Source organism: Winogradskyella marina, assembly GCF_015645385.1.
GTDB lineage: Bacteria > Bacteroidota > Bacteroidia > Flavobacteriales > Flavobacteriaceae > Winogradskyella > Winogradskyella marina.
Map to the genome: position 1 here is coordinate 547,968 of NZ_JADOET010000001.1, position 20,860 is coordinate 568,827.

The 20,860-nt window shown below is 34.1% G+C and carries 13 protein-coding genes; 7 read left to right on the forward strand and 6 right to left on the reverse strand.

Features of this window, described 5'->3' with window-relative positions:
- Positions 1-18 precede the first annotated feature (18 nt).
- The 3 genes from ITJ86_RS02305 to rhaD form a co-directional block, all read right to left on the reverse strand.
- A complete protein-coding gene (locus ITJ86_RS02305; RefSeq protein WP_195869983.1) occupies positions 19-1,323 on the reverse strand; it encodes an FGGY family carbohydrate kinase in 1,305 nt (434 codons plus the stop codon).
- A gap of 251 nt (positions 1,324-1,574) precedes the next feature.
- Positions 1,575-3,362 (reverse strand): L-fucose isomerase, encoded by a 1,788-nt coding sequence (locus ITJ86_RS02310; protein ID WP_195869984.1) that lies wholly within the window; start codon positions 3,360-3,362, stop codon positions 1,575-1,577.
- A gap of 20 nt (positions 3,363-3,382) precedes the next feature.
- Positions 3,383-4,177 carry a rhamnulose-1-phosphate aldolase gene (gene rhaD / locus ITJ86_RS02315; protein ID WP_195869985.1) on the reverse strand — a complete coding sequence of 265 codons (795 nt, stop codon included), beginning with the start codon at positions 4,175-4,177 and terminating at the stop codon, positions 3,383-3,385.
- A gap of 99 nt (positions 4,178-4,276) precedes the next feature.
- Between rhaD and ITJ86_RS02320 the strand changes: the two genes are divergently transcribed.
- From ITJ86_RS02320 to ITJ86_RS02335, 4 genes are all read left to right on the forward strand, one after another.
- A complete protein-coding gene (locus ITJ86_RS02320) occupies positions 4,277-5,176 on the forward strand; it encodes a helix-turn-helix domain-containing protein (protein WP_195869986.1) in 900 nt (299 codons plus the stop codon).
- Positions 5,177-5,588: 412 nt separating this feature from the next.
- Positions 5,589-7,028 (forward strand): aldehyde dehydrogenase, encoded by a 1,440-nt coding sequence (gene aldA / locus ITJ86_RS02325; RefSeq protein ID WP_195869987.1) that lies wholly within the window; start codon positions 5,589-5,591, stop codon positions 7,026-7,028.
- Between the two features lie 91 nt (positions 7,029-7,119).
- Positions 7,120-8,418: an L-fucose:H+ symporter permease gene (fucP, locus tag ITJ86_RS02330; protein ID WP_195869988.1), complete on the forward strand. Its 1,299-nt coding sequence runs from the start codon at positions 7,120-7,122 to the stop codon at positions 8,416-8,418.
- Positions 8,419-8,429: 11 nt separating this feature from the next.
- Entirely contained in the window at positions 8,430-9,578 is a 1,149-nt protein-coding gene (locus ITJ86_RS02335) for an alpha-hydroxy acid oxidase (RefSeq protein ID WP_195869989.1), read from the forward strand.
- A 50-nt stretch (positions 9,579-9,628) separates the two neighbouring features.
- Here ITJ86_RS02335 and ITJ86_RS02340 read toward each other — a convergent pair whose 3' ends face one another.
- The 3 genes from ITJ86_RS02340 to ITJ86_RS02350 are packed head-to-tail and all read right to left on the reverse strand — an operon-like array spanning position 9,629 to position 13,342.
- Complete coding sequence (locus ITJ86_RS02340; RefSeq protein WP_195869990.1) at positions 9,629-10,639, reverse strand: ABC transporter ATP-binding protein; 1,011 nt, start codon at positions 10,637-10,639, stop codon at positions 9,629-9,631.
- 2 nt (positions 10,640-10,641) lie between these two features.
- Positions 10,642-12,306 carry an ABC transporter permease gene (locus ITJ86_RS02345; RefSeq protein ID WP_195869991.1) on the reverse strand — a complete coding sequence of 555 codons (1,665 nt, stop codon included), beginning with the start codon at positions 12,304-12,306 and terminating at the stop codon, positions 10,642-10,644.
- Positions 12,287-13,342, reverse strand: coding sequence for a Fe(3+) ABC transporter substrate-binding protein (locus ITJ86_RS02350; protein WP_195869992.1), 1,056 nt, complete (start codon positions 13,340-13,342; stop codon positions 12,287-12,289). The genes ITJ86_RS02345 and ITJ86_RS02350 overlap by 20 nt, the downstream gene beginning before the upstream one ends.
- 284 nt (positions 13,343-13,626) lie before the next feature.
- Here ITJ86_RS02350 and ITJ86_RS02355 point away from each other — a divergent pair, with 284 nt between their 5' ends.
- Genes ITJ86_RS02355 through ITJ86_RS02365 form a run of 3 tightly spaced genes read left to right on the forward strand, consistent with a single transcriptional unit; the run spans position 13,627 to position 20,826 of the window.
- Positions 13,627-14,793: a Pycsar system effector family protein gene (locus ITJ86_RS02355; protein WP_195869993.1), complete on the forward strand. Its 1,167-nt coding sequence runs from the start codon at positions 13,627-13,629 to the stop codon at positions 14,791-14,793.
- A 16-nt stretch (positions 14,794-14,809) separates the two neighbouring features.
- On the forward strand, positions 14,810-17,146 hold the full coding sequence (locus ITJ86_RS02360; protein ID WP_230080186.1) for a hypothetical protein: 2,337 nt from the start codon (positions 14,810-14,812) through the stop codon (positions 17,144-17,146).
- A 14-nt stretch (positions 17,147-17,160) separates the two neighbouring features.
- The gene (locus tag ITJ86_RS02365; protein WP_195869994.1) at positions 17,161-20,826 is read left to right on the forward strand and encodes a metallophosphoesterase; all 3,666 of its coding nucleotides are present in this window, start codon (positions 17,161-17,163) and stop codon (positions 20,824-20,826) included.
- Positions 20,827-20,860: the final 34 nt, after the last annotated feature.

Sequence of the window (20,860 nt, forward strand, 5' to 3'; positions counted from 1 at the left end):
TTATTCAATAGACCTTATTTACAAATACGATTTCATTAACAAAGCAGCACCTAAAGCACTTTCATTTTTACAGTCTGAAATTTTTATTTCAATATCGTCTTTCAAACATTTTAGGAACTTAATAAAGACTTCATTTTTATTGAATCCACCAGAAATATACACATCTGTGATTTTTGAGTTTTTATCAGATATTAAATCAATGCCTGTAATTACTTTTTTACTGATTTCGTATATCAACTGATAATAGGCTGTTTCGTAGGACAAGAATTTCTGTAAAAACTCAGGATGTGCTTCAAAATCGGTATCAATACCTTCCGATAAAAACACACGAGTATCCTGATCTATTAATTCTTTGCACAGTGTTGTGTTTAAAACTAAATCTAAATGGGTGTTGACATCTACTTTAAAATAGTCGCTCAAGGCTTTGATATATACTTCGTGGATACGACCTAAAAACTGCATGGATGATTTTACCTGTTGTTTTTCGGGTGTCATAAAACACAAGCAGTTATTTTGAAGTTGATGCTGTGTAAGTGTTTCCTTGCTAAACGGATTCATGGCAATAATCCATGTTCCTGTGGAAAGTAAAACAAAATCATTTTCGTTTTCTAAAATTGGAATTATAGATGATGAACTATCGTGCAATCCTGTGCCAACTGCAATTTGATCACCATTAATTTCAGAAATTACAGCTTCATTACCTTTACAAGGTTCTGGTAACTGAATGTTTTCATCTTTAAGCCAATTATGGTATTGCATGTTATCAAAATCCCAAGTGGCTGTATGTGCACCAACTGAGGTGAAATCGGCTGTAATTTTATTTGTAAATAGATAACTTAGGTATTGTGGATAGTGTAAAATAGCATCGACTTGTTTCCACTGTTCTGGCTTAGAGTTTTTAAACCATAACATCTGTAAACCTGTATTTAACATGCCATAAGCTGGTGATGCCGTTTTTCTTGAGAACTCTTCTACTCCACCTTGTGATTCATAAAAATCATTAAAATCCTCGACATCTAATGGCTTTAAATAGTTATATAATGGCGCCATACGTTTGCCGTCTTTATCTAAGTAGATTAACGATGCTCCATGAGTTGAAAAATTAATAGCTTTTATTTCAAATTGGCCTAAATCTTGGACTTTTTTTATTTCACTTTTAATCCAATTTTCTATCGATTCAATATCATCACAAGCAAATCCATCTTCATCCATTATTTCTTTGAATTGAATGGCATTTTGTGACACTACTTTAAACGATTCGTCAAATAAAAAAATCTTCTTATTCGTTTTTCCTATATCTATAACGGCTATAACTTTTTTCATGTGTCTTAGATTTAATCGTGCGTATCCAAATTAGTATTTGAACACTTTAGATAGTTTACATGTCGCCTTTTCTGATACACTCAGAAAGACTTATGCTTAGTGAATTGATTTGGAACTATATAATGATAACGAAGCTTTCCTGTTACAATAGTTATAAAAACTACGACAAGGATAAGCTTCATTATCATATGTGGAAGGATGGGTAAAAACTAACGCAAGCTAAATATACCCTATTCCTTATAATTGAAATATTAATGTTTGAAACCGTATAATGGGCCATAATTCTCACAAGCTCTGTAATCTGCTCCTTCTAGCTCTTCGCCAAAAGCAGACCATGCACTTGGTCTAAACACATCATTTTCATCTACATTATGCATGTTTACTGGAATACGTAACATGGCAGCTAATGAAATTAAATCGGCACCAATATGTCCATGAGAAATTGCTCCATGGTTTGCTCCCCATTTTGCCATTACCGTATAAACATCTTTAAAAGCACCTTTACCAGTTGTTCTTGGAACAAACCAAGTTGTTGGCCAAGTTGGGTTGGTTCTTTCATCTAAAACATAATGAACATCTTCTGGTAACTCTACACTCCAACCTTCGGCGATTTGTAAAACTGGCCCTATGCCTTTTACTAAATTCAAACGACACATAGTGATTGGCATCGATCCTTTAGTTTTAAATTGTGAAGAAAATCCACCACCTCTAAAGTATTCGAAAATAGCAGCTGGCCATTTGGTGTTATCTAAACATTTTTGAACTTCTTCTTCTGTAATATCCCAGAATGGTTTCATCGTTGGATTACCATCAGCATCGGTTTGTTGTGCTGTGGCATCTAAGGTTGTAGAACCAGAATTTATTAAGTGAATGATACCATTTTCGGCAATTCCTGTTAATTTCTTTCCCGTTACACGTTCTACTGATTCTGGACTCCAATACGTTCTTACGTCTGAGAACAACTGTGCTGTATTGGTTAATAAATGACCAAATAACATTGAAATAGCATTTAAACAATCGTTTTCAGTTGCAAATGTGTATGCTTGACGAATACCGTTCCAGTCAAATGACGAGTTCAAAATTGATTCTGTAAAATCTGCATTTGGCTGGTAGTCTGTCCATTGACGTTGCCCTTGAAAGCCTCCCATTATGGCATTTCTACCTTTAGATTCTTCACCGAAGCCCATCTCCTTCAACTTTGGGTTTCCGTTCATTAAATCTTTACAGATTAAAGTCATTTTCACAACTTTCTCCCATTCTTTCTCTTTTTCTTCAGCAGATTTTTGCGTTTCTGGTGTGTTATAATCTTTACCTTCTACACAGTTTTCTTTAGTCCAAGCTAGTGCTTTTTCGTACTCGTCTTTATCGTAAATTCCTTTATCGATTCGTCTTAAAAGCTCAACAGATTCTACAAACTCAGCTCTAACACCTAAATAGTCTTGTAAGAAATTCACATCGACCATAGAACCAGCAATTCCCATTGAACTGTAACCGATAGATAAATACGATTTTCCTTTCATTTGAGCGACTGCTAAAGCTCCTTTTACGAAACGTAAAATTTTCTCAGACACATCTTGAGGAATGGTTTGATCGCCTTCATCCTGAACTTCTTTTCCATAAATTCCAAACGCTGGCAATCCTTTTTGAGAATAACCTGCCAATGCTGCTGCTAAATAAACCGCTCCAGGTCGTTCTGTTCCATTAAAACCCCAAACTGCTTTTGGAGTTAATGGATCGGTATCCATAACTTCTGTTCCGTAGCACCAACATGGTGTTACTGTTAACGATACGTCAACACCTTCTCTTTTAAATTTATCTGCACACGCTGCTGCATCTGCTACACCACCAATAGTTGTGTCTGCAATAACGCATTCTACTTGTTCTCCACTAGGAAATCGTAAGGTATCTTCTATTAATTTGGCTGCGGCTTTCGCCATATCCATGGTTTGAACTTCTAAAGATTCTCTTACTCCTAATTCACGTCCATCAATTACTGGACGAATGCCTACTTTTGGTAATCTACCTATTAATCTACTCATCTTTATAATACTTTTTTATTCTATGTAAATTGTTCTAATTCTGTTAGCTGCTCGTTAGATAATCCTGCTGGTTTAAAACCTGCTGCCCAACACATCATTAACATTTTAGCTCCTTTATTTGCGACGTCTAAGAAATCCCAAGCTTGCATTACATCTGGCGCTGTCGCTGTTGCTCCGTGCTTTTCCCATAAGGATACATTTCTTGTTTTAAACGCTTCCATAGTGACTTCTGCAAGCGCAGCAGTACTCGATAACGCATAAGGTGTACAGTGAATTCCTTTTGGTACAAATACTTTTACCTCAGGACACATCATCCAAATTTGTCTGTTTAATTCCTCTTCGTTATCAAACAATTCGTGATGACTCATACAAATTAATTCTAATGGGTGCGTGTGGACAACCGCTAGGTTTTCTGGATGGTGAATAGAGTTAAAAAGGTGGATGCTTGAGTGCGAAATTAACTCACAAGTTGGACCGAAGTTGTCACGTTTTCCTCCCCAAACAATAGAATATGCTGTTGCATCTTCATTAATGTAAAGAATACATGATACTTCATCTAACTTATCTACTAAATCTCTTAAGTAACAACCTGTTCCTGTAATATAAATCACAAAACCTGCTGCTCCTTTTGGAAAATCGAAAGGCACTTCTTCGCCAATACCTTGAACTTCTTCTTTTTTAAAGAACGAGGTCAAATTCATCGAAATATTTCCTGCATTTCGTTCTGCCCATTCACGTTGCCATAAATAACCAGCGACTTCTGATACCTTTTTTAATTCTGCTTCTACTTGATTTGGAAGTTTTATCGTTTTCATCTACTTTGAATTTTAATTGGAACAAATTTACATCCACGAATAACAATATTAAATATTCAAAATCCGTATTTTTGTATCTAATTCAAACATCGACACATCATGAAGTTTGTAAAAGACATAGAATTAGGAGATCCTTCATCTAACCATCAAAATTTTATTGACCTGAAATTAAAGCTTTTATGCTGCAGATATTGGTTGTTAGAATTATGGGATTGTCACGAAATGGTTTTTCCGTTTTGGAGGCTATATTGGAATAAAAACACAGGCGGCCAATTAATACATCAGGATAATGTGTTTGAAATGGACACAAATCACCTCTATATTATTCCCCCTTTTACGTCGTTCTCTTCGCGCTATACCAAAAATCATATTTATAACGACGGTGTTCATGTTGCAGGAAAACAACTAAATACTAATTACAATGAAGACGACTTAGAAAATATGTTTTTGATTCACTTCTTCGTTCATTTTAATTTAGGGGTTCCGTTTGATAGTGTCTATCCTGGTATTTTAAAAATTGAATTAACGGATTATCTAAAAGATCGATTACAGTATTTAACAAGCCGTTTAAAGATTGAAAACAAAGATTTTAAACTTACTTTTAATCTAAAACTACAAGCTTTTATAAAAGAAGCTTTAACTAATATTGGTCCAGAATTATGGAAAACCATTAATATTGATGAACGCGTTTTAAAGGTCATTCGGTATGTTGAAGTTCATATCAATAAAAAATTAAGTAATGCAGAACTATCATCGCTCGTTAATATGGCACCAAATTCTTTTGCTAGATTGTTTAAAGAAGAAATGAATGTGACGCTACATCAATTTATTCAGAATAGAAAAATTGCTAAATCGTGCGAATTGTTTGAGCACACCAACAAATCTATAGAGGAAGTCTCTTTTAATTTAGGATTTTCGGATCGTTACCACTTTTCTCGTGTATTTAAATCTGTTACTGGATTAACTCCAGCATCTTACAAATCTGGAAAATACACCTAATTTTAATTCTCTTTTAATAGGATATCGGTTTATTAAAAATGGTTTAATTCTGAAATAAACCCTTATGAATATTTTGAGCAAGCAATTGGTGGATTTGAGAAACCTACACTCTATATTTTTTTAGTTATTTGCTAAAATTAACAGCTTAACCAAAGTTAGTTAGAGCTTTTATTAGCAATTTTAATTTTTAATATGGCGTCCCTTTTTATTACCATTTAAGATAAAAAAAACAAACTTTAAAAACCCGCCATGTTTAAATTGTACATATTATTGATTAATATGGATAAATACTAAAACCACATTATAACATAAGTTTGTTAACCGCATTTTCACAAAACAGTTCGAGATTTTATTCAATTACTATTAAAACCTTGAAATTATTACAAATATCATAAACTAAACATAAACAGTCATGAAACAATTTAATCAATTTATAAACGGAAAGTTTGTAAAATCAACATCTTCAGAAGTAACAAAAGTACTTAACCCTTGTACAGAAGAAGTATTGTCAGAGATACCACATGGTTCTGTTGAGGATGCTAATAATGCATTAGAAGCAGCAAAAGAATCACAGCATGCTTGGAAATCTTTAACTGCAATTGAACGTGCTGGTTATTTGAATAAAATGGCTAGTGTTATACGTGAGAACCGCGTGTTTTTAGCAGAAACCTTAGCTGCAGAGCAAGCTAAAGTAATGGGATTAGCACAAGTAGAAATAGATGTTACTGCAGATTATTTTGATTATTATGCAGGTTTTGCAAGACGTATAGAAGGAGAAATTATACAAAGTGACCGTCAGAAAGAACGTATCTTTTTACACAAAGCACCTATAGGTGTTGCTGTAGGTATTTTGCCTTGGAATTTCCCATTCTTTGTTATGGCAAGAAAAGTTGCTGCTTCATTAATTACAGGAAATACATGTGTAATTAAGCCTAGTTGTGTTGCACCTAATACCATTATGGAATGGGTAGATTTAATTCAAAAAATAGACTTACCAGCTGGTGTATTAAATTTTGTTTGTGGTTCAGGACCTGTTGTAGGTAATGCACTTAGTAAAAGTCCAACGACAGGCATTATTAGTTTAACAGGTAGTGTTTTTGCTGGTCAAAAAGTTATGGAAGCAGCATCTCAGAACATTACAAAAGTATCTTTAGAACTGGGAGGAAAAGCTCCTGCAATTGTTTGTGCTGATGCTAATTTAGAATTAGCTGTAAACGCCGTTGTTGGTTCTAGAATCATTTATAGCGGACAAGTTTGTAATTGTGCAGAACGTGTTTACGTAGAAGAGTCTATTCACGATCAGTTTTTAGAAATGACTACTGCTAAAATGAAAGCCTTAAAAGTAGAAGACGCTTTTTCTTCTAACAATCCTGATATGAGCGCTATGGTTTCTAAAGATCAGTTAGATAAAGTAGCAGAAATGGTTGAGTTTGCTAAAAAAGAAGGTGCAGAAGTTTTACTTGGTGGAAATAAGTCTAGCCAGTTTGACAAAGGCTATTTTTACCAACCTACATTATTAACCAATGTAAAACAAGATATGCAAATTATCCAAGAAGAAGTTTTTGGACCAGTTTTACCAGTAATGAAATTTAGCACTTTAGATGAAGCTATTGCTTTAGCTAATGATTCTGAGTATGGTTTAACATCATCAATTTTCTCAGAAAACTTTAACAAAGTTATGCACGCAGCTGAAGAGTTAGAATATGGCGAAACCTATATAAACAGAGAACATTTTGAAGCTATTCAAGGTTTCCATGCTGGATGGAAAAAATCTGGAATTGGTGGAGCTGACGGAAAGCATGGTATGGAAGAGTACCTTCAAACTAAAGTCGTTTACGCGCAATATAGATAGAAATTAATAGCAAGTTAGATTAGCACTATTCATTTTTATAAATCAATTTGAATGGTGCTTTTTTTATAATTGAAATAAAATTCATTTCGCAATGACTAATACAACAAAAGTACCAGTAGTTTCTAAGGAGGTTCTTATCCCATTTATACTCATTACGTCTTTATTTGCGCTTTGGGGATTTGCAAACGACATCACAAATCCTATGGTTGCTGCCTTTGGAACTGTTATGGAAATCTCAACGGCAAAAGCCGCTTTGGTTCAATTAGCATTTTATGGTGGTTATGCCACAATGGCAATACCAGCAGCATTATTTGTTAGAAAACATAGTTACAAAAAAGGCATAATGCTTGGTTTGGCACTATATGCTACTGGAGCTTTATTATTTTATCCAGCTGCTAAATTTGAAGTATTTGGTTTCTTTTTAGGATCACTTTATATTCTAACGTTCGGGCTTGCTTTTTTAGAAACCACAGCGAATCCGTTTATATTATCTATGGGCGACGAGCGCACAGCAACGCAGCGTTTAAACTTAGCACAAGCTTTCAATCCTATTGGATCTCTTTTAGGGATGTTCGTAGCATCAAAATTTATTCTTATTGCTTTAGATTCTGATATTAGAAATGAAATGGGCGAACTTGTTTTTACAAGTTTAGATGAAGCTCAAAAAGCTGTAATTAGAACTCATGATTTAGGTATTATTAGAAACCCTTATGTCATTCTTGGATTTGTAGTCATCGCGATGCTAGTGGTTATAGGATTAACAAAAATGCCAAAACGACTTAAGAATGAAAATAAAACAAGTGCATCAGCTTCATTTAAAAGACTATTTAAAAATGGTAAATACAAAGAAGGCGTCTTAGCACAATTGTTTTATGTAGCGGCACAAATTATGTGTTGGACGTTTATTATTCAATATGCTGGTAATTTAGGCATACCAAAAGCAGAAGCGCAAAACTACAATATTGTGGCCATGTCCATATTTTTGGTAAGTCGCTTTATCAGTACGTTTTTAATGAAGTATGTCAACTCAAGAAAACTACTCATGATTTTTGCCTTTGGTGCTATGGCAACAATTTCGGGAGTTATTTTAATTGATGGCATCATTGGCTTATATTTATTAGTAGCTACCTCAGCGTTTATGTCCTTAATGTTTCCTACTATTTACGGTATTGCATTAAATGGATTAAGCGAAGAAGATTCAGCATTAGGAGCTGCTGGTTTAGTGATGGCGATTGTTGGTGGAGCATTAATGCCAATCTTACAAGGACTTATGATAGATATGGAAAGTATTGGCCCGTTTTCTGGTGTTAACTTTTCATTTATCCTACCTTTTATATGCTTTTGTTTTATCGCGTTTTATGGTTATAGAACTTTAAAAGTTTATAAGTAAATTATACAATTATGGAAATAAAGATAAATCCAAAATACCCTTCGGTTACTGATTTACGACAAAGAGCTATGGTAAAAATGCCAAAATTTGCATTTGAATACCTAGATGGAGGCTGTAATGAAGATATTAATTTAGATAAAAACCGTACAGATATACAGAAAGTTGAGTTAATGCCTCAATACTTATCAAAATTTGATAAATCTAATTTAAAAACAGAGTTGTTTGGACATACTTATGATGCTCCTTTTGGTATCGCTCCTGTTGGCTTACAAGGATTAATGTGGCCAAATGCTCCAGAAATCTTAGCAAAATCAGCTTTTGACCATAATATTCCTTTTATTTTAAGTACGGTTACGACGTCTAGTATAGAGCGCATTGCAGAAATAACAGAAGGAAAAAACTGGTTTCAACTGTATCATCCAACAGATGAAAAAATAAAAAGAGATTTGTTAGATCGCGCAGCAAATGCTGGTAATGACGTGTTAGTTATTTTGGCAGATGTTCCAACATTTGGTTACAGACCTAGAGATGTTAGAAACGGTTTAGCAATGCCACCAACGATGAGCGTTAAAAATATTTTAGAGGTGTTTACGAAACCAGATTGGGCAATTCAAACGTTAATTCATGGACAACCAAGTTTTAAAACCATGGAGAAATATATGCCAAAAGGTTTAAATCTGAAAAAGCTAGGCGAATTTATGGATGAAACTTTCACAGGACGCCTCAACACAGATAGAATCGCTTCATTGAGAGATCAATGGAAAGGAAAACTAGTTATAAAAGGAGTTGTTAGCGAAGAAGACACCGTAAAAGCAATCGATTTGGGTGTCGATGGTTTAATCGTTTCAAATCATGGAGGACGTCAATTAGATGCTGGGCAGTCTACTATTGTACCAATGACGAATTTGGCTCAAAAATACAAGGATCAAATAACAATAATGGTCGACTCAGGTTTACGAGGAGGACCAGATATTGCAAGGTCGATAGCAAGTGGTGCAGATTTTACGTTTATGGGTCGAAGTTTTATGTATGGTGTTGGTGCTTTAGGTAAGGAAGGTGGTAATCATACCATTTCTTTAATGAAGCGGGAATTTCAACAAGTCATGGAACAAGTATGTTGCGAACGGGTTGAAGACTTGCCAAAGCATTTAATTAAATAATAAAGCGAAACATCAATTATTAATAATGATGTTTTGCTTTAAAAATATTATTAAACCGCGTCCTCATTAAACTCTAAAATATCTTTAGAGTTAAAACCAATATGAATAACATCTTCAATATTGGTAGCCTGTGTCATAACCGTTAATTGCTCACCAGATTCAAGTTTTAAAAGTAACTGAACGGAGTCACCGAGTTCAATTTTTTTAATGACCTCAGCTGTGGTGATGTATTCGCAATCAAAATTATTAGAAGATGGATTTACTTTAATTTTTTCATTTCGGATGGCATGGCAACAGGTTTCTTTTAAGGGACACTGAAACGCATTCTGAATGTTTTTATTGATATGAATTGTACTTCCAAATAAGGACGCTACATATAAGTTATTTGGCTTCACATATAAATTTGCCGCAGCATCTTTTTGAACCACTTTCCCCTTTTGTAAAATCAATATTTCATCTGCTACAGAAAGTGCATCTTGCGTGTCGTGAGTAACGAACAAGACTGTGACTTCTGTTTTTTTAATGATTTCGAATACTTCGTTACGTAATTGTGTTCGCAACATAGCATCGAGGTTGCTAAAGGGTTCATCTAAAATTAACAATGAAGGCTCTGGTGCCAAGGCTCGTGCCAAGGCGACTCGTTGTTGCTGTCCGCCAGAAAGTTGATGCGGATAGCGTTTTTCCATACCGCTTAAACCCACCAAATCTAACATGTCTTGAGCTCGGACTTTCTTGTTTTTTAGTTTTGAAATACCGTATAAGATATTATCGAAAATAGTTAAATGCGGAAAAAGAGCATACTCCTGAAAGACCAAACCTATCTTTCTTTTTTCAGGCTGAACAAATTTATTAACCGAAGCAATTACTTTATCATCTAATAAAATACTCCCATTGTCAGGACGTTCGAGTCCGGCAATTAAACGAACCAAGGTTGTTTTTCCACTGCCGCTTTCACCAACAATAGCACAGACATCTCCCGCTTTTAAATTAAAAGTCACGTTATCTAAAGCGTAATTTTTACCTTTATCAAAGCTTTTGGAAAGTGCATCTATTGTTAGCATTCTTATTTTTTAATTAATAATTTATTTAAAAATATGACCGGAATCATAGCAGTAAAGATAATGAAAAGAGATGGTATTGCTGCTTCCATAACCATTTCATCACTGGCATATTCAAATGCTTTTACAGCGAGTGTATCTATATGATAGGGTTTTAAAATTAAGGTTAAGGGTAGCTCTTTCATCACATCAATAAACACTAAAATTACAGCACTAAATACACCTGTTTTAATTAATGGGAATTCAATTTTAAAAAACGTTTTTAAGTTTCCGACACCTAACACTTTTGAAGAATCCGGAATGGAATTATCAACTTTCAAGGCTGTGGATTCTATAGGATTATACGCTACAGCTAAAAAGCGCACCGCATAAGCATATAGCAATACCATTAAAGTGCCGTTGATGATTAGTCCAGAATCAATTCCGAAGTTACCCAAAACACCAATCAACCATTTGTCTAAAGCTAAGGTTGGAATCATAATTCCAATCGCAATTACAGCACCAGGAATTGCATACCCCAAAACACCAATTCTAGCGATATTCTTAATAGAACGAATGTTGCTCCATTTTGAAAAATAAATCAATAAAAGCGCAAAGAAAACAGTAAGAACTGCAGAGGAAATAGCGATGCCAAAACTTTGTAATGAAATCATAAGGAACTGCATATCAAAAACCGTAGATGCGGTTAAAAAGGCCCAATATAATAATTGTCCTACTGGTAAAAGAAACCCTAAAAGCACGGGTAAAAATACAATTGAAAATAGCAACCATTGTACAGACCGCTTCGGCGTTTTTCGTTGCATTTGTTTACTGTTTGTTTTTGACGATGTAAACTTTAGTTTTCGTACTTGCCATTTTTCAAACAGAATTAAGGCAAAAACAATCACGATTAACAATGCGGATAAATACACGGCTGTCTCTGGCTCTTCCAGGGAAAACCAAGATCTAAATATTCCGGTGGTAAAGGTATTTACACCGTAATAACTTGCTGCACCATAATCGTTGAGCACTTCCATTAACACTAAAACTAAACCTGCAACAATAGCTGGTCTTGCCAATGGTAACATCAGTCTAAAAAAAGTTTTACGTTCTCCAACACCCAACACTTTTGACGCCTCTAAAAGATTGTTAGCTTGGTTAAGAAAAAAAGCTCTTGCGCTTACATAAACATACGGAAATAGTGAAATACTCAACACAAAAGCGAGTCCTGCTCTATTCATAATATCGATTCGTATAAAATCGAGATTTAACTGTCTCAATAGCAAATCTAGGCTTCCTCCATAATCGAAAATCCCAGCATAGGCATAACCTACTATATAGGAAGGAATAGCGAGTGGTAAGATTAATAACCACTCCATTTGTTTTCGAAATAAGAAATCGAAACGGGATACCAACCACGCAGAAGAAACTCCTAAAAGCAAAACAAGTATACTACAAAAAAGGACGAGATACAATGAATTCCAAATATACTCTGGTAATAAATACGTCACTATATGACTCCAAGTTTCACCAGGTCCAGAAAACAGCTCTACACCAATAAATATAATAGGCAGTGCCAAGAAAATAACAATGGTCAGTGTAAGTACTGACCATCTGTTACTATCTCTTTTTAACCTTTGTAGCCTTGTTTTTAAGGAAAAAGGGTTGCTATTATTTCCATCCTGTTTCATCAAAAATCAAAACGGCTTTTTTATTATTTTCTCCTAAAGCATTCAGCTCTAAATTATCTTCTTTAAAATCACCCCAAGTCTTAATATCTTGAACAGGTTCAACACCCTCTAAAACTGGATATTCATAATTAGCTTCCGTGAATACTTGCTGTGCTTCTTCACTAATTAAAAACTCAATAAACCGAATCGCATTCTCTTTATTTGGTGCATATTTGGCTACACCAGCACCACTTACATTGATGTGTGTTCCTCTATTTTCTTGATTTGGGAAATACAAGCCTATTTGTTTAGCTACTTTTACTTCTTCTGCATCTGGTGAATTTAACATTTTACCAATATAGTATGAATTTACAATTGCCAAATCACCTTCTCCAGCCACTACAGCTTTTACTTGATCTCTATCGGAACCTTTTGGCGAGCGTGCCATATTTGCTACCATGCCTTCAGCCCAACTCTTAGCAGCTTCTTCACCATTGTTAGCTATGATTGATGCCATTAAGGATTGGTTATAAATATTAGAAGACGATCGTACCAAGATTTTACCTTTCCATTTGTCCTCAACTAAATTCTCATAAGTTGATAAGTCTTCAGGTGACACTCTATCTTTAGCGTATGCTATAATTCGTGCGCGTTTTGTTAAACCAAACCATTGGTTATCGCTATCTTGTAAATGCGCCGGAATGGCTTTTTCTAAAATTTCAGATTCAATTGGTTGCAACAAGCCTTGGTTTTTTGCCCGACTTAATCGTCCGGCATCAACCGTTATTAATACATCGGCAGGCGATTGTTTGCCTTCCATTTTCATTTTCTGAATTAACTCATCTGCACTCGCATTAATCACTTTGACTTCGATACCCGTTTTGTCTTCAAACATTTTAAAAATATTCTGGTCTGGCTCATAATGGCGATGTGTATAAACGTTGACCACCTGATCTTTAGCTGTTTCTACTAATTCAGAATTATCCTTCTTCTTGTTATCGTTTCCACAGGCAACTAATAAAGCAAAAGCTGCCAAAGCAAATAATTGTTTCTTCATTTTATCTCTGTTTTTCAAAAAACAAATATAACAATTTAGAATGGGTACAAATAAGAAAACTGAAGCTAAAACCATAAATTAAGAAACATTTAAGGTTTTTAAAAAACCTAAAAAGTAAGCCTTTAGCAGTATCACAGCATATCGATAATAAACCCTATTAATTGATTTTCTACGAAACGGTATTATAAAATTCGCTGTACCTCTAAGACTATATATTCTAAATAAATGAGGTCTTCATTTTAATTAAATAATTTCATGTCTTAAAAACTACGTAAATTTGTAATATGGAAGAAAAGCTTTTACGCGATGTAGAAATCTACGTTGCCGAACTGTTAACTAAACAGCTCAGTCCAACAAACTATTATCACAATGGCATTCATACAAGAAGAGTTGTTGCGGATATTACAGAATTAGCAGCTAAGGAAAACTGTACAGAACAGGACACTTTGGTATTGCTATTGGCTGCATGGTTTCATGATACAGGCTATATTTTTTTAGACACTGGTCATGAAGAAGAAAGCGTTAAAATTGCACGTTCTTATTTAAAAGAACAGAATCTACCTCAAGAGACTCTAAACCAAGTTGAGCAATTAATTTTGGTCACAAAAACAGGATCAAAACCAACTAATAACCTCGAAGCCATTATTAAAGATGCCGATTGCGGTCATATCGCATCTGAAGACTATTTAGATATTTCAGAAAACTTATTAAAAGAATTAAATGCTAAAAACGACGAAGAGCTTTCTGAAATTGAATGGATGGAACAGAATCTAATCTTCCTTAAAAACCATTCGTTTTTTTCTGATTCGGCGAAACAAATTTGGCAACCTAAAAAGGAACTTAATGTATTAGAAATACAAAATAAGTTACACAAACTAACGGCTAAAGAGAACAAAAAAGACAAAAACACTAAGTTTGGAAGAGGTGTAGAAACCATGTATCGTGTACAATTAAAAAATCATATAGAATTAAGCGCCATTGCAGATACCAAAGCCAACATTTTACTCTCTGTAAATGCTATTATTATTTCTGTTGCGCTATCTAATTTAGTTCCTAAGCTCGATAATCCATCGAATTTATTTTTGGTGTATCCTACATTAATTTTAATGCTTTTTAGTGTGGCATCTGTGGTACTGTCAGTATTATCTACACGACCTAAGATTTCTAATGTCGCTATTACGAAAGAAATGATTAAAGAGAAAAAAACAAATATTCTCTTTTTTGGAAATTTTCATAAGATGAATTTGCAAGATTTTGAATGGGGAGTCGACTACTTAATGGACAACGAAGAAACATTATACAATTCACTGACTAAAGATTTGTATTATTTAGGTTTGGTGCTTAATAGAAAATATAAATTACTACGCATCACTTATACCGTTTTTATGTTCGGAATTATTATATCGGCAGCGGCATTTGTATATAGTTATTATATAAATATGCCTTTATAATTTTAATTTAAACACTATGAATAACAGAACTACAGGCCCTTTTAAAGTAATTATCTCTTTACGTTTGTTAAAAGAGAAGTTTGAAGGTTTGTTACAATCAAAAAATAGCACTGTTCAGTCCCAAGCAAAAGAAGCATTAAAAATATTTGACAATCATCCTGTATTAGAGAAGGGAACCGATTCTATTGACGATTTTTTAACCAACAAACCTGTTATAGATCAGTTAATGTCTTTACTCTTTCCGCCAACGCTTACAGAAAATGAGATTAAAGCAGCAGTTACTCCCTACTCTAATGATATATTTTATTGTAGTTCAAGATTAGAGAACATCATTACTAATCACAAAAAAAGTGATAACGTTTTTAATGACCTGTATAAGGATTACGAAGACTCTTTCGATTTACTTACTTACGCTATAATACTAAATGCTTATTATAAATTTAATGTCGATTTTGAACGACCGAAAACACTCTCTATTACTGATGAAAACGGAGAAAAGAAGCGTTATCGTGTAGCTTTTAATGCCGATTTTTTAGACATCTATCCAAATGAAAACGCCATTGAAATTACTGAGGATATTTTAGACGAGTTATTAAGCAATGCCAATACAATAGATATTTGGAAAAAATACTTCCCAAAAGATTCTTGGACTATTGAAGGTTTCGGAATTGTAAACCTCATAGACACCTCATTAGACGAACGTATCGATGACTTTAAAACGCATTTAATTCAACCTAATAGCGAAAGTTTTGATTATTTAATTCACGATATTAGGCGCATATTTAATATTCCAGATTTACAACTCGGAAGTTATAGCGTAGAACATAATAAAATTATTTCACCGTTTGATCGAAATTTTAATATGTTAACTTTAGTACAAGACGAAGATGTTAGCATTAATGAATATGCATGCGAACACATTAACTGCCAGCTTTTTAGAGACGCTAAACCTATTATTATTTCAAATGTAGAAACCTATCATAAACAGACCAAAGGCAATAGACTAAGCCAAACATTATTAGATAAAGGATTGAAAAGTGCGGCGCTTATTCCTGTGCCTATCAATGGAGAATTAGGTTTTATAATAGAATTAGCTGCCTTTAAAACTAATCAGCTTAATGCCATTAATATGGTGAAGTTAGACTCTATATTACCTTTTATTTTAAGCTATTCTAAACGGACGTTTTCAGAACATCAGAACGAAATAAGTGCCATTATACAACAAGAGTGTACGGCAATACATCCGTCTGTTCAATGGCGATTTGAGGAAGAAGCTAGCAAATATATTCAGGAGAGAAACTATGGTGAAGATCCTGTATTTGAAGAGATTGTTTTTAAAGATGTAGTACCGCTTTTTGGTCAAATTGATGTCGTTGGGTCTTCAAACGCTAGAAATGAAGCTATCATAGCTGACTTAGAACGACAATTGGAAAAAAGTAAGGAACTACTTAGAAATAGAATTAAAATAAATTTACCGTTTTACGAACAGTTAATTTTTCAAATTGATAAGTACTTAATAGAATTAAAGCAAAATTTCCACACCAATTCAGAACAAGAAATTAATATCTTTTTTGAAAAACAATTGTTTCCTTTATTTGAGCATTTTCAAACTAATTCTAACAACAGTAAAGATGTAGACGAATTTTTAAGAACCATCGATAAGACCACTAGTAGTTTATACGATGCCAGAAAAGCATATGATATTACTATTGAAATGGGTAATAATGCCTTGTCTTCATTTTTAGACCAACAACAACTAAAGGCGCAAGATATATTTCCGCATTATTTTGAAAAATTTAAAACAGATGGTATAGAACACAACCTTTATATTGGCCAATCCATTACAAAGCATTTAAATTATCATCCAACGGTTTTATACAACTTACGATTATGGCAACTACAAGTGGCTTGTGAGATGGAAGCGATGTACTACGAAAAACAAAAAGAGTTTCCATTGCAATTAGAGGTAGCCTCTTTAATACTCGCTTACGATGTACCGATTACCATTCGTTATCGCATTGATGAGAAGCAATTTGATGTCGATGGCGCTTATAATGTGCGCTACGAAATGATAAAAAAGCGTATCGATAAAGCGCACATAAAAAACACCAATGAACGTTTAACACAACCACATAAACTGTCTGTTGTGTACTCAAGCAATGTGATGGAAAAAGAATATTTAGCTTATTTCGAATTTTTGCAAGCGAAAAATTACATCGGAAATACTATCGAAATTGTAGAGTTAGAAGAACTTCAAGGCGCTAGTGGCATAAAAGCTATTAGAGTAGATATAAACAGAAAGCTTCAAAAAGTATCAGATATTTTTACTATAGAAGATTTACAAAACGTGTAAAAACAGACGATGTTATGAAAGCAAAACTACTATTTGGGTTTATTATTACTGGATTTCTTATGAGTGGTTGCGCCACTTATAAGCCCTACAATGTCAATTCTAATTATGATGAACTTAAGGGCATCGACAACAAGACGACCAATGTTTTTTTAATTGGTGATGTCGGAAAACCTGAAGCCGATGGCTCAGCACCAAAATCTTTACTAAAGTTACAACGTCAATTTGGTAACGCAGACAAAAACGACGTGCTTTTATTTCTAGGAGATAACATTTATCCTAAAGGGATTCCTTTAAAAAATGATAAAGCCATAAAAGATGCTGAACATGCCTTAAATCTTCAACTAGAAGCCGCTAAAACATTCCCTGGCCATGTTTATTTCTTGCCCGGAAATCACGATTGGTACAGCGGTTTAAAAGGCTTAAAGCGACAAGAGAAAATGGTTGAAGACGCCTTAGGGAAAAACACTTTTCAACCAGAAAATGGCTGTCCCATTGAAAAAATAAACCTTAGCGACGATATTGTTATGCTCATGGTAGATTCGCACTGGTATATTACCAATTGGAATAATCATCCTACCATCAATGATGATTGCGAAATAAAATCGCGAGCTGACTTTTTAGACGAATTTAGAAGTGAAATAAAAAAAGCACGAGGAAAAACGACTTTAGTAGCTATTCACCATCCCATGTATAGTAATGGGCCACATAATGGACGTTATGGTGTAAAAGAAAACATGAAGCCACTACCAATTCTTGGTACTATAAAAAATATTTTAAGAACTTCTACCGGAATCGTAAATGCGGACTTATCAAATCAATTTTACAACGACCTCCGAAAAAACCTTGTGGTTGCTGCACAACAAAATGATAATGTGATTTTTCTTTCTGGTCACGAGCATAATTTGCAATATTTAGAAACAGACAATATTACTCAAATTGTTAGTGGCTCAGGTTCTAAAAGTACGCCATTAAGAATGCGAAACCCTAATAATTATGGCCATTCCGTTCCTGGTTATGCCGTTTTAAATATAGGAAATGATAAGTCGGTTGATGTTCAGTTCTTCAATACTGAAGCTGGCGAAATTGAATTTTATAAACAAATAAAACAACCTGAGCCGGTTTCAGAACTCAATTATCCTAAGGTCCTTTTAGATTCAGTAAGTGCTTCAATCTATCCTAAAGAAGACACTAAAAAATCTGGTTTTTATAAATTTCTTTGGGGCGAACGGTATCGCGACGATTATAGTACTAAAGTTAAAGCAAAAGTGGCCTACTTAGACACTTTAATGGGTGGCCTAAAGCCATTTAGAAAAGGTGGAGGCACACAATCAAAAACACTACATTTAAAGGATGCAGATGGTAAACGTTATGTAATGCGTGCTATGAAAAAGCAAGCGGATCAATTTATGCAAGCAGCCATTTTTAAAGATCAATATGTAGAAGGGCAATTTACAGACACCGCTACCGAAGACTTATTAGAAGATATTTTTGCAGGTGCCTACCCATATGCTCCTTTTACTTTAGCAGCACTCTCGGAAGCTATTAATCTTCCACATTTAAATCCTAAACTATATTATATTCCTAAACAGGAAGCTTTAAATTCATATAATGACGATTATGGAAATGAACTTTACCTATTTGAAGAACACCCTTCTGACGGTCATACAGCATTAGGAACAGGAAATTTTACAGGAGAAATTGAAAGCACTGTAGATATGCTACAAGACGTGTTAAGTGATGAATCTAAAATAATAGATGAAAAAGAATTTATAAAAGCACGCTTATTCGATATGCTTATAGGTGATGCTGACAGACATCAAGATCAATGGCGTTGGTTAGTATTTGAAAACGACGGAACCACAATTTACAAGCCTTTGCCAAGAGATAGAGACTTTGCTTTTTCTAAAGTCTCTGATGGCCTTTTGTTTGGTGCTGGTGTAACACTTATTCCTATGGCAAGGAAATTTAGAAAATACGAAGCAGATTTAAAAGATGTAAAGGGTTTTAATATTTCGGGGTTTGCATTGGATGTCGCTTTTATTTCAGAAGCCAATAAGCTAGATTGGGATGAACAAGTACAATTTATTCAATCTCAAATAACGGATGATGTTATCGACCGCGCTTTTAGTAATACACCTAAAGAAGTAGATGCCGATAACATTGCTGCCATAAAAACAATTCTAAAAGAACGTCGTGCTAATCTTCAAAAAATTTCTGATCGCTATTTGAAGTTAGTTAACAAATATGCCGTTATCACAGGAACAAATAAAGATGACTATATAAGTGTGAAAGCTTTAGAACATGGTAAGGTTGAAGTAGCACTATATCGCAAAAAAGATGACACCATTAAAGATCGTTTTCATCATAAAATCTACGAACCAAAAAGCACAAAAGAAATCTGGATTTATGGTTTAGATGATAAAGATAGTTTTAAAATTGAAGGAAAAATTTCTAAAATTAAAGTACGTCTTATTGGTGGACAAAACAACGATGATTACGAAGTAGAAAACGGTAAAAACATTGTTATCTATGATTACAAATCAAAGAAAAATGACCTAAAAGAAGCTAAAAAAGCTCGAATTAAATTAACGGATGACTATAATACCAATGTGTATAATTATAGAAAGATAAGAAATAATGTTAATCAAATCATCCCTATACTAGGTGCTAACCCAGACGATGGTCTAAAGTTAGGTTTTACTGACACCTATACAACGTATGGATTTGAACGCAATCCGTTTACATCACAACATAAAATTAAAGCCGCATATTATTTTGCCACTGATGGCTATGAATTAGGTTATAAAGGTGAGTTCGCCAATGTTATTGGTGGTTTAAATTTTGGATTCCAAGCGCATTTCCAAAGTCCAAATTATAGTGTCAACTTCTTTGGCTACGGCAATGAAACTGGAAATTTTGATGATGATTTCGGTTTAGATTACAACAGAGTTAAAACTAGAATTTTTCGCATAAGTCCACAACTTATTTGGAATTCTAGACGTGGAAGCCTTATACATTTTGGTGTTAGTTATGAAGTCAATGAAATTCACAATACTGATAATCGCTTTGTTTCGGACAACAACTTATTACCCGAAAATATATTTGACGAAGAGCATTTCGGTGGTATAAACGCAAAATATGACTATTCAAATTACGATAATAACGCCTACCCAACCAATGGTATGAATATTTCCATTGAAACAGGGTATAAAAACAATCTAGAAGTTAGCGATCGTAATTTTGGTTATTTAATTTCTGATATAGGTTTTGCAAGACAATTAAATCCATCCGGACGATTAGTTTTTGCAACGAAATTTAAGAGCCATTTAAATTTTGGAGATGGGTTTGAGTTCTATCAAGCCGCATCAATTGGTGGCACTGATGGTTTAAGAGGTTATAGAAATCAACGCTTTACCGGAAAAAATGCCTTTTATCAAAATACAGATTTGAGATATAGTTTTAACCGTGTTAAAACACAATTAATTCCAATTAAATTAGGGCTTTATGGTGGCTTTGATTATGGACGAATATGGTTAGAAGACGATACTTCTGAAAAATGGCACAATTCTTATGGTGGTGGTTTTTTTATAAATGCCGTGGATGTATTATCTGCAAATTTAGGGGTATTTAATTCTGAGGATGGTGTTAGAGTCTCCTTCGGAATGGGCTTTGATTTTTAAAAGAACAGTAACCTAATTCTTTTTTTTATTTAAA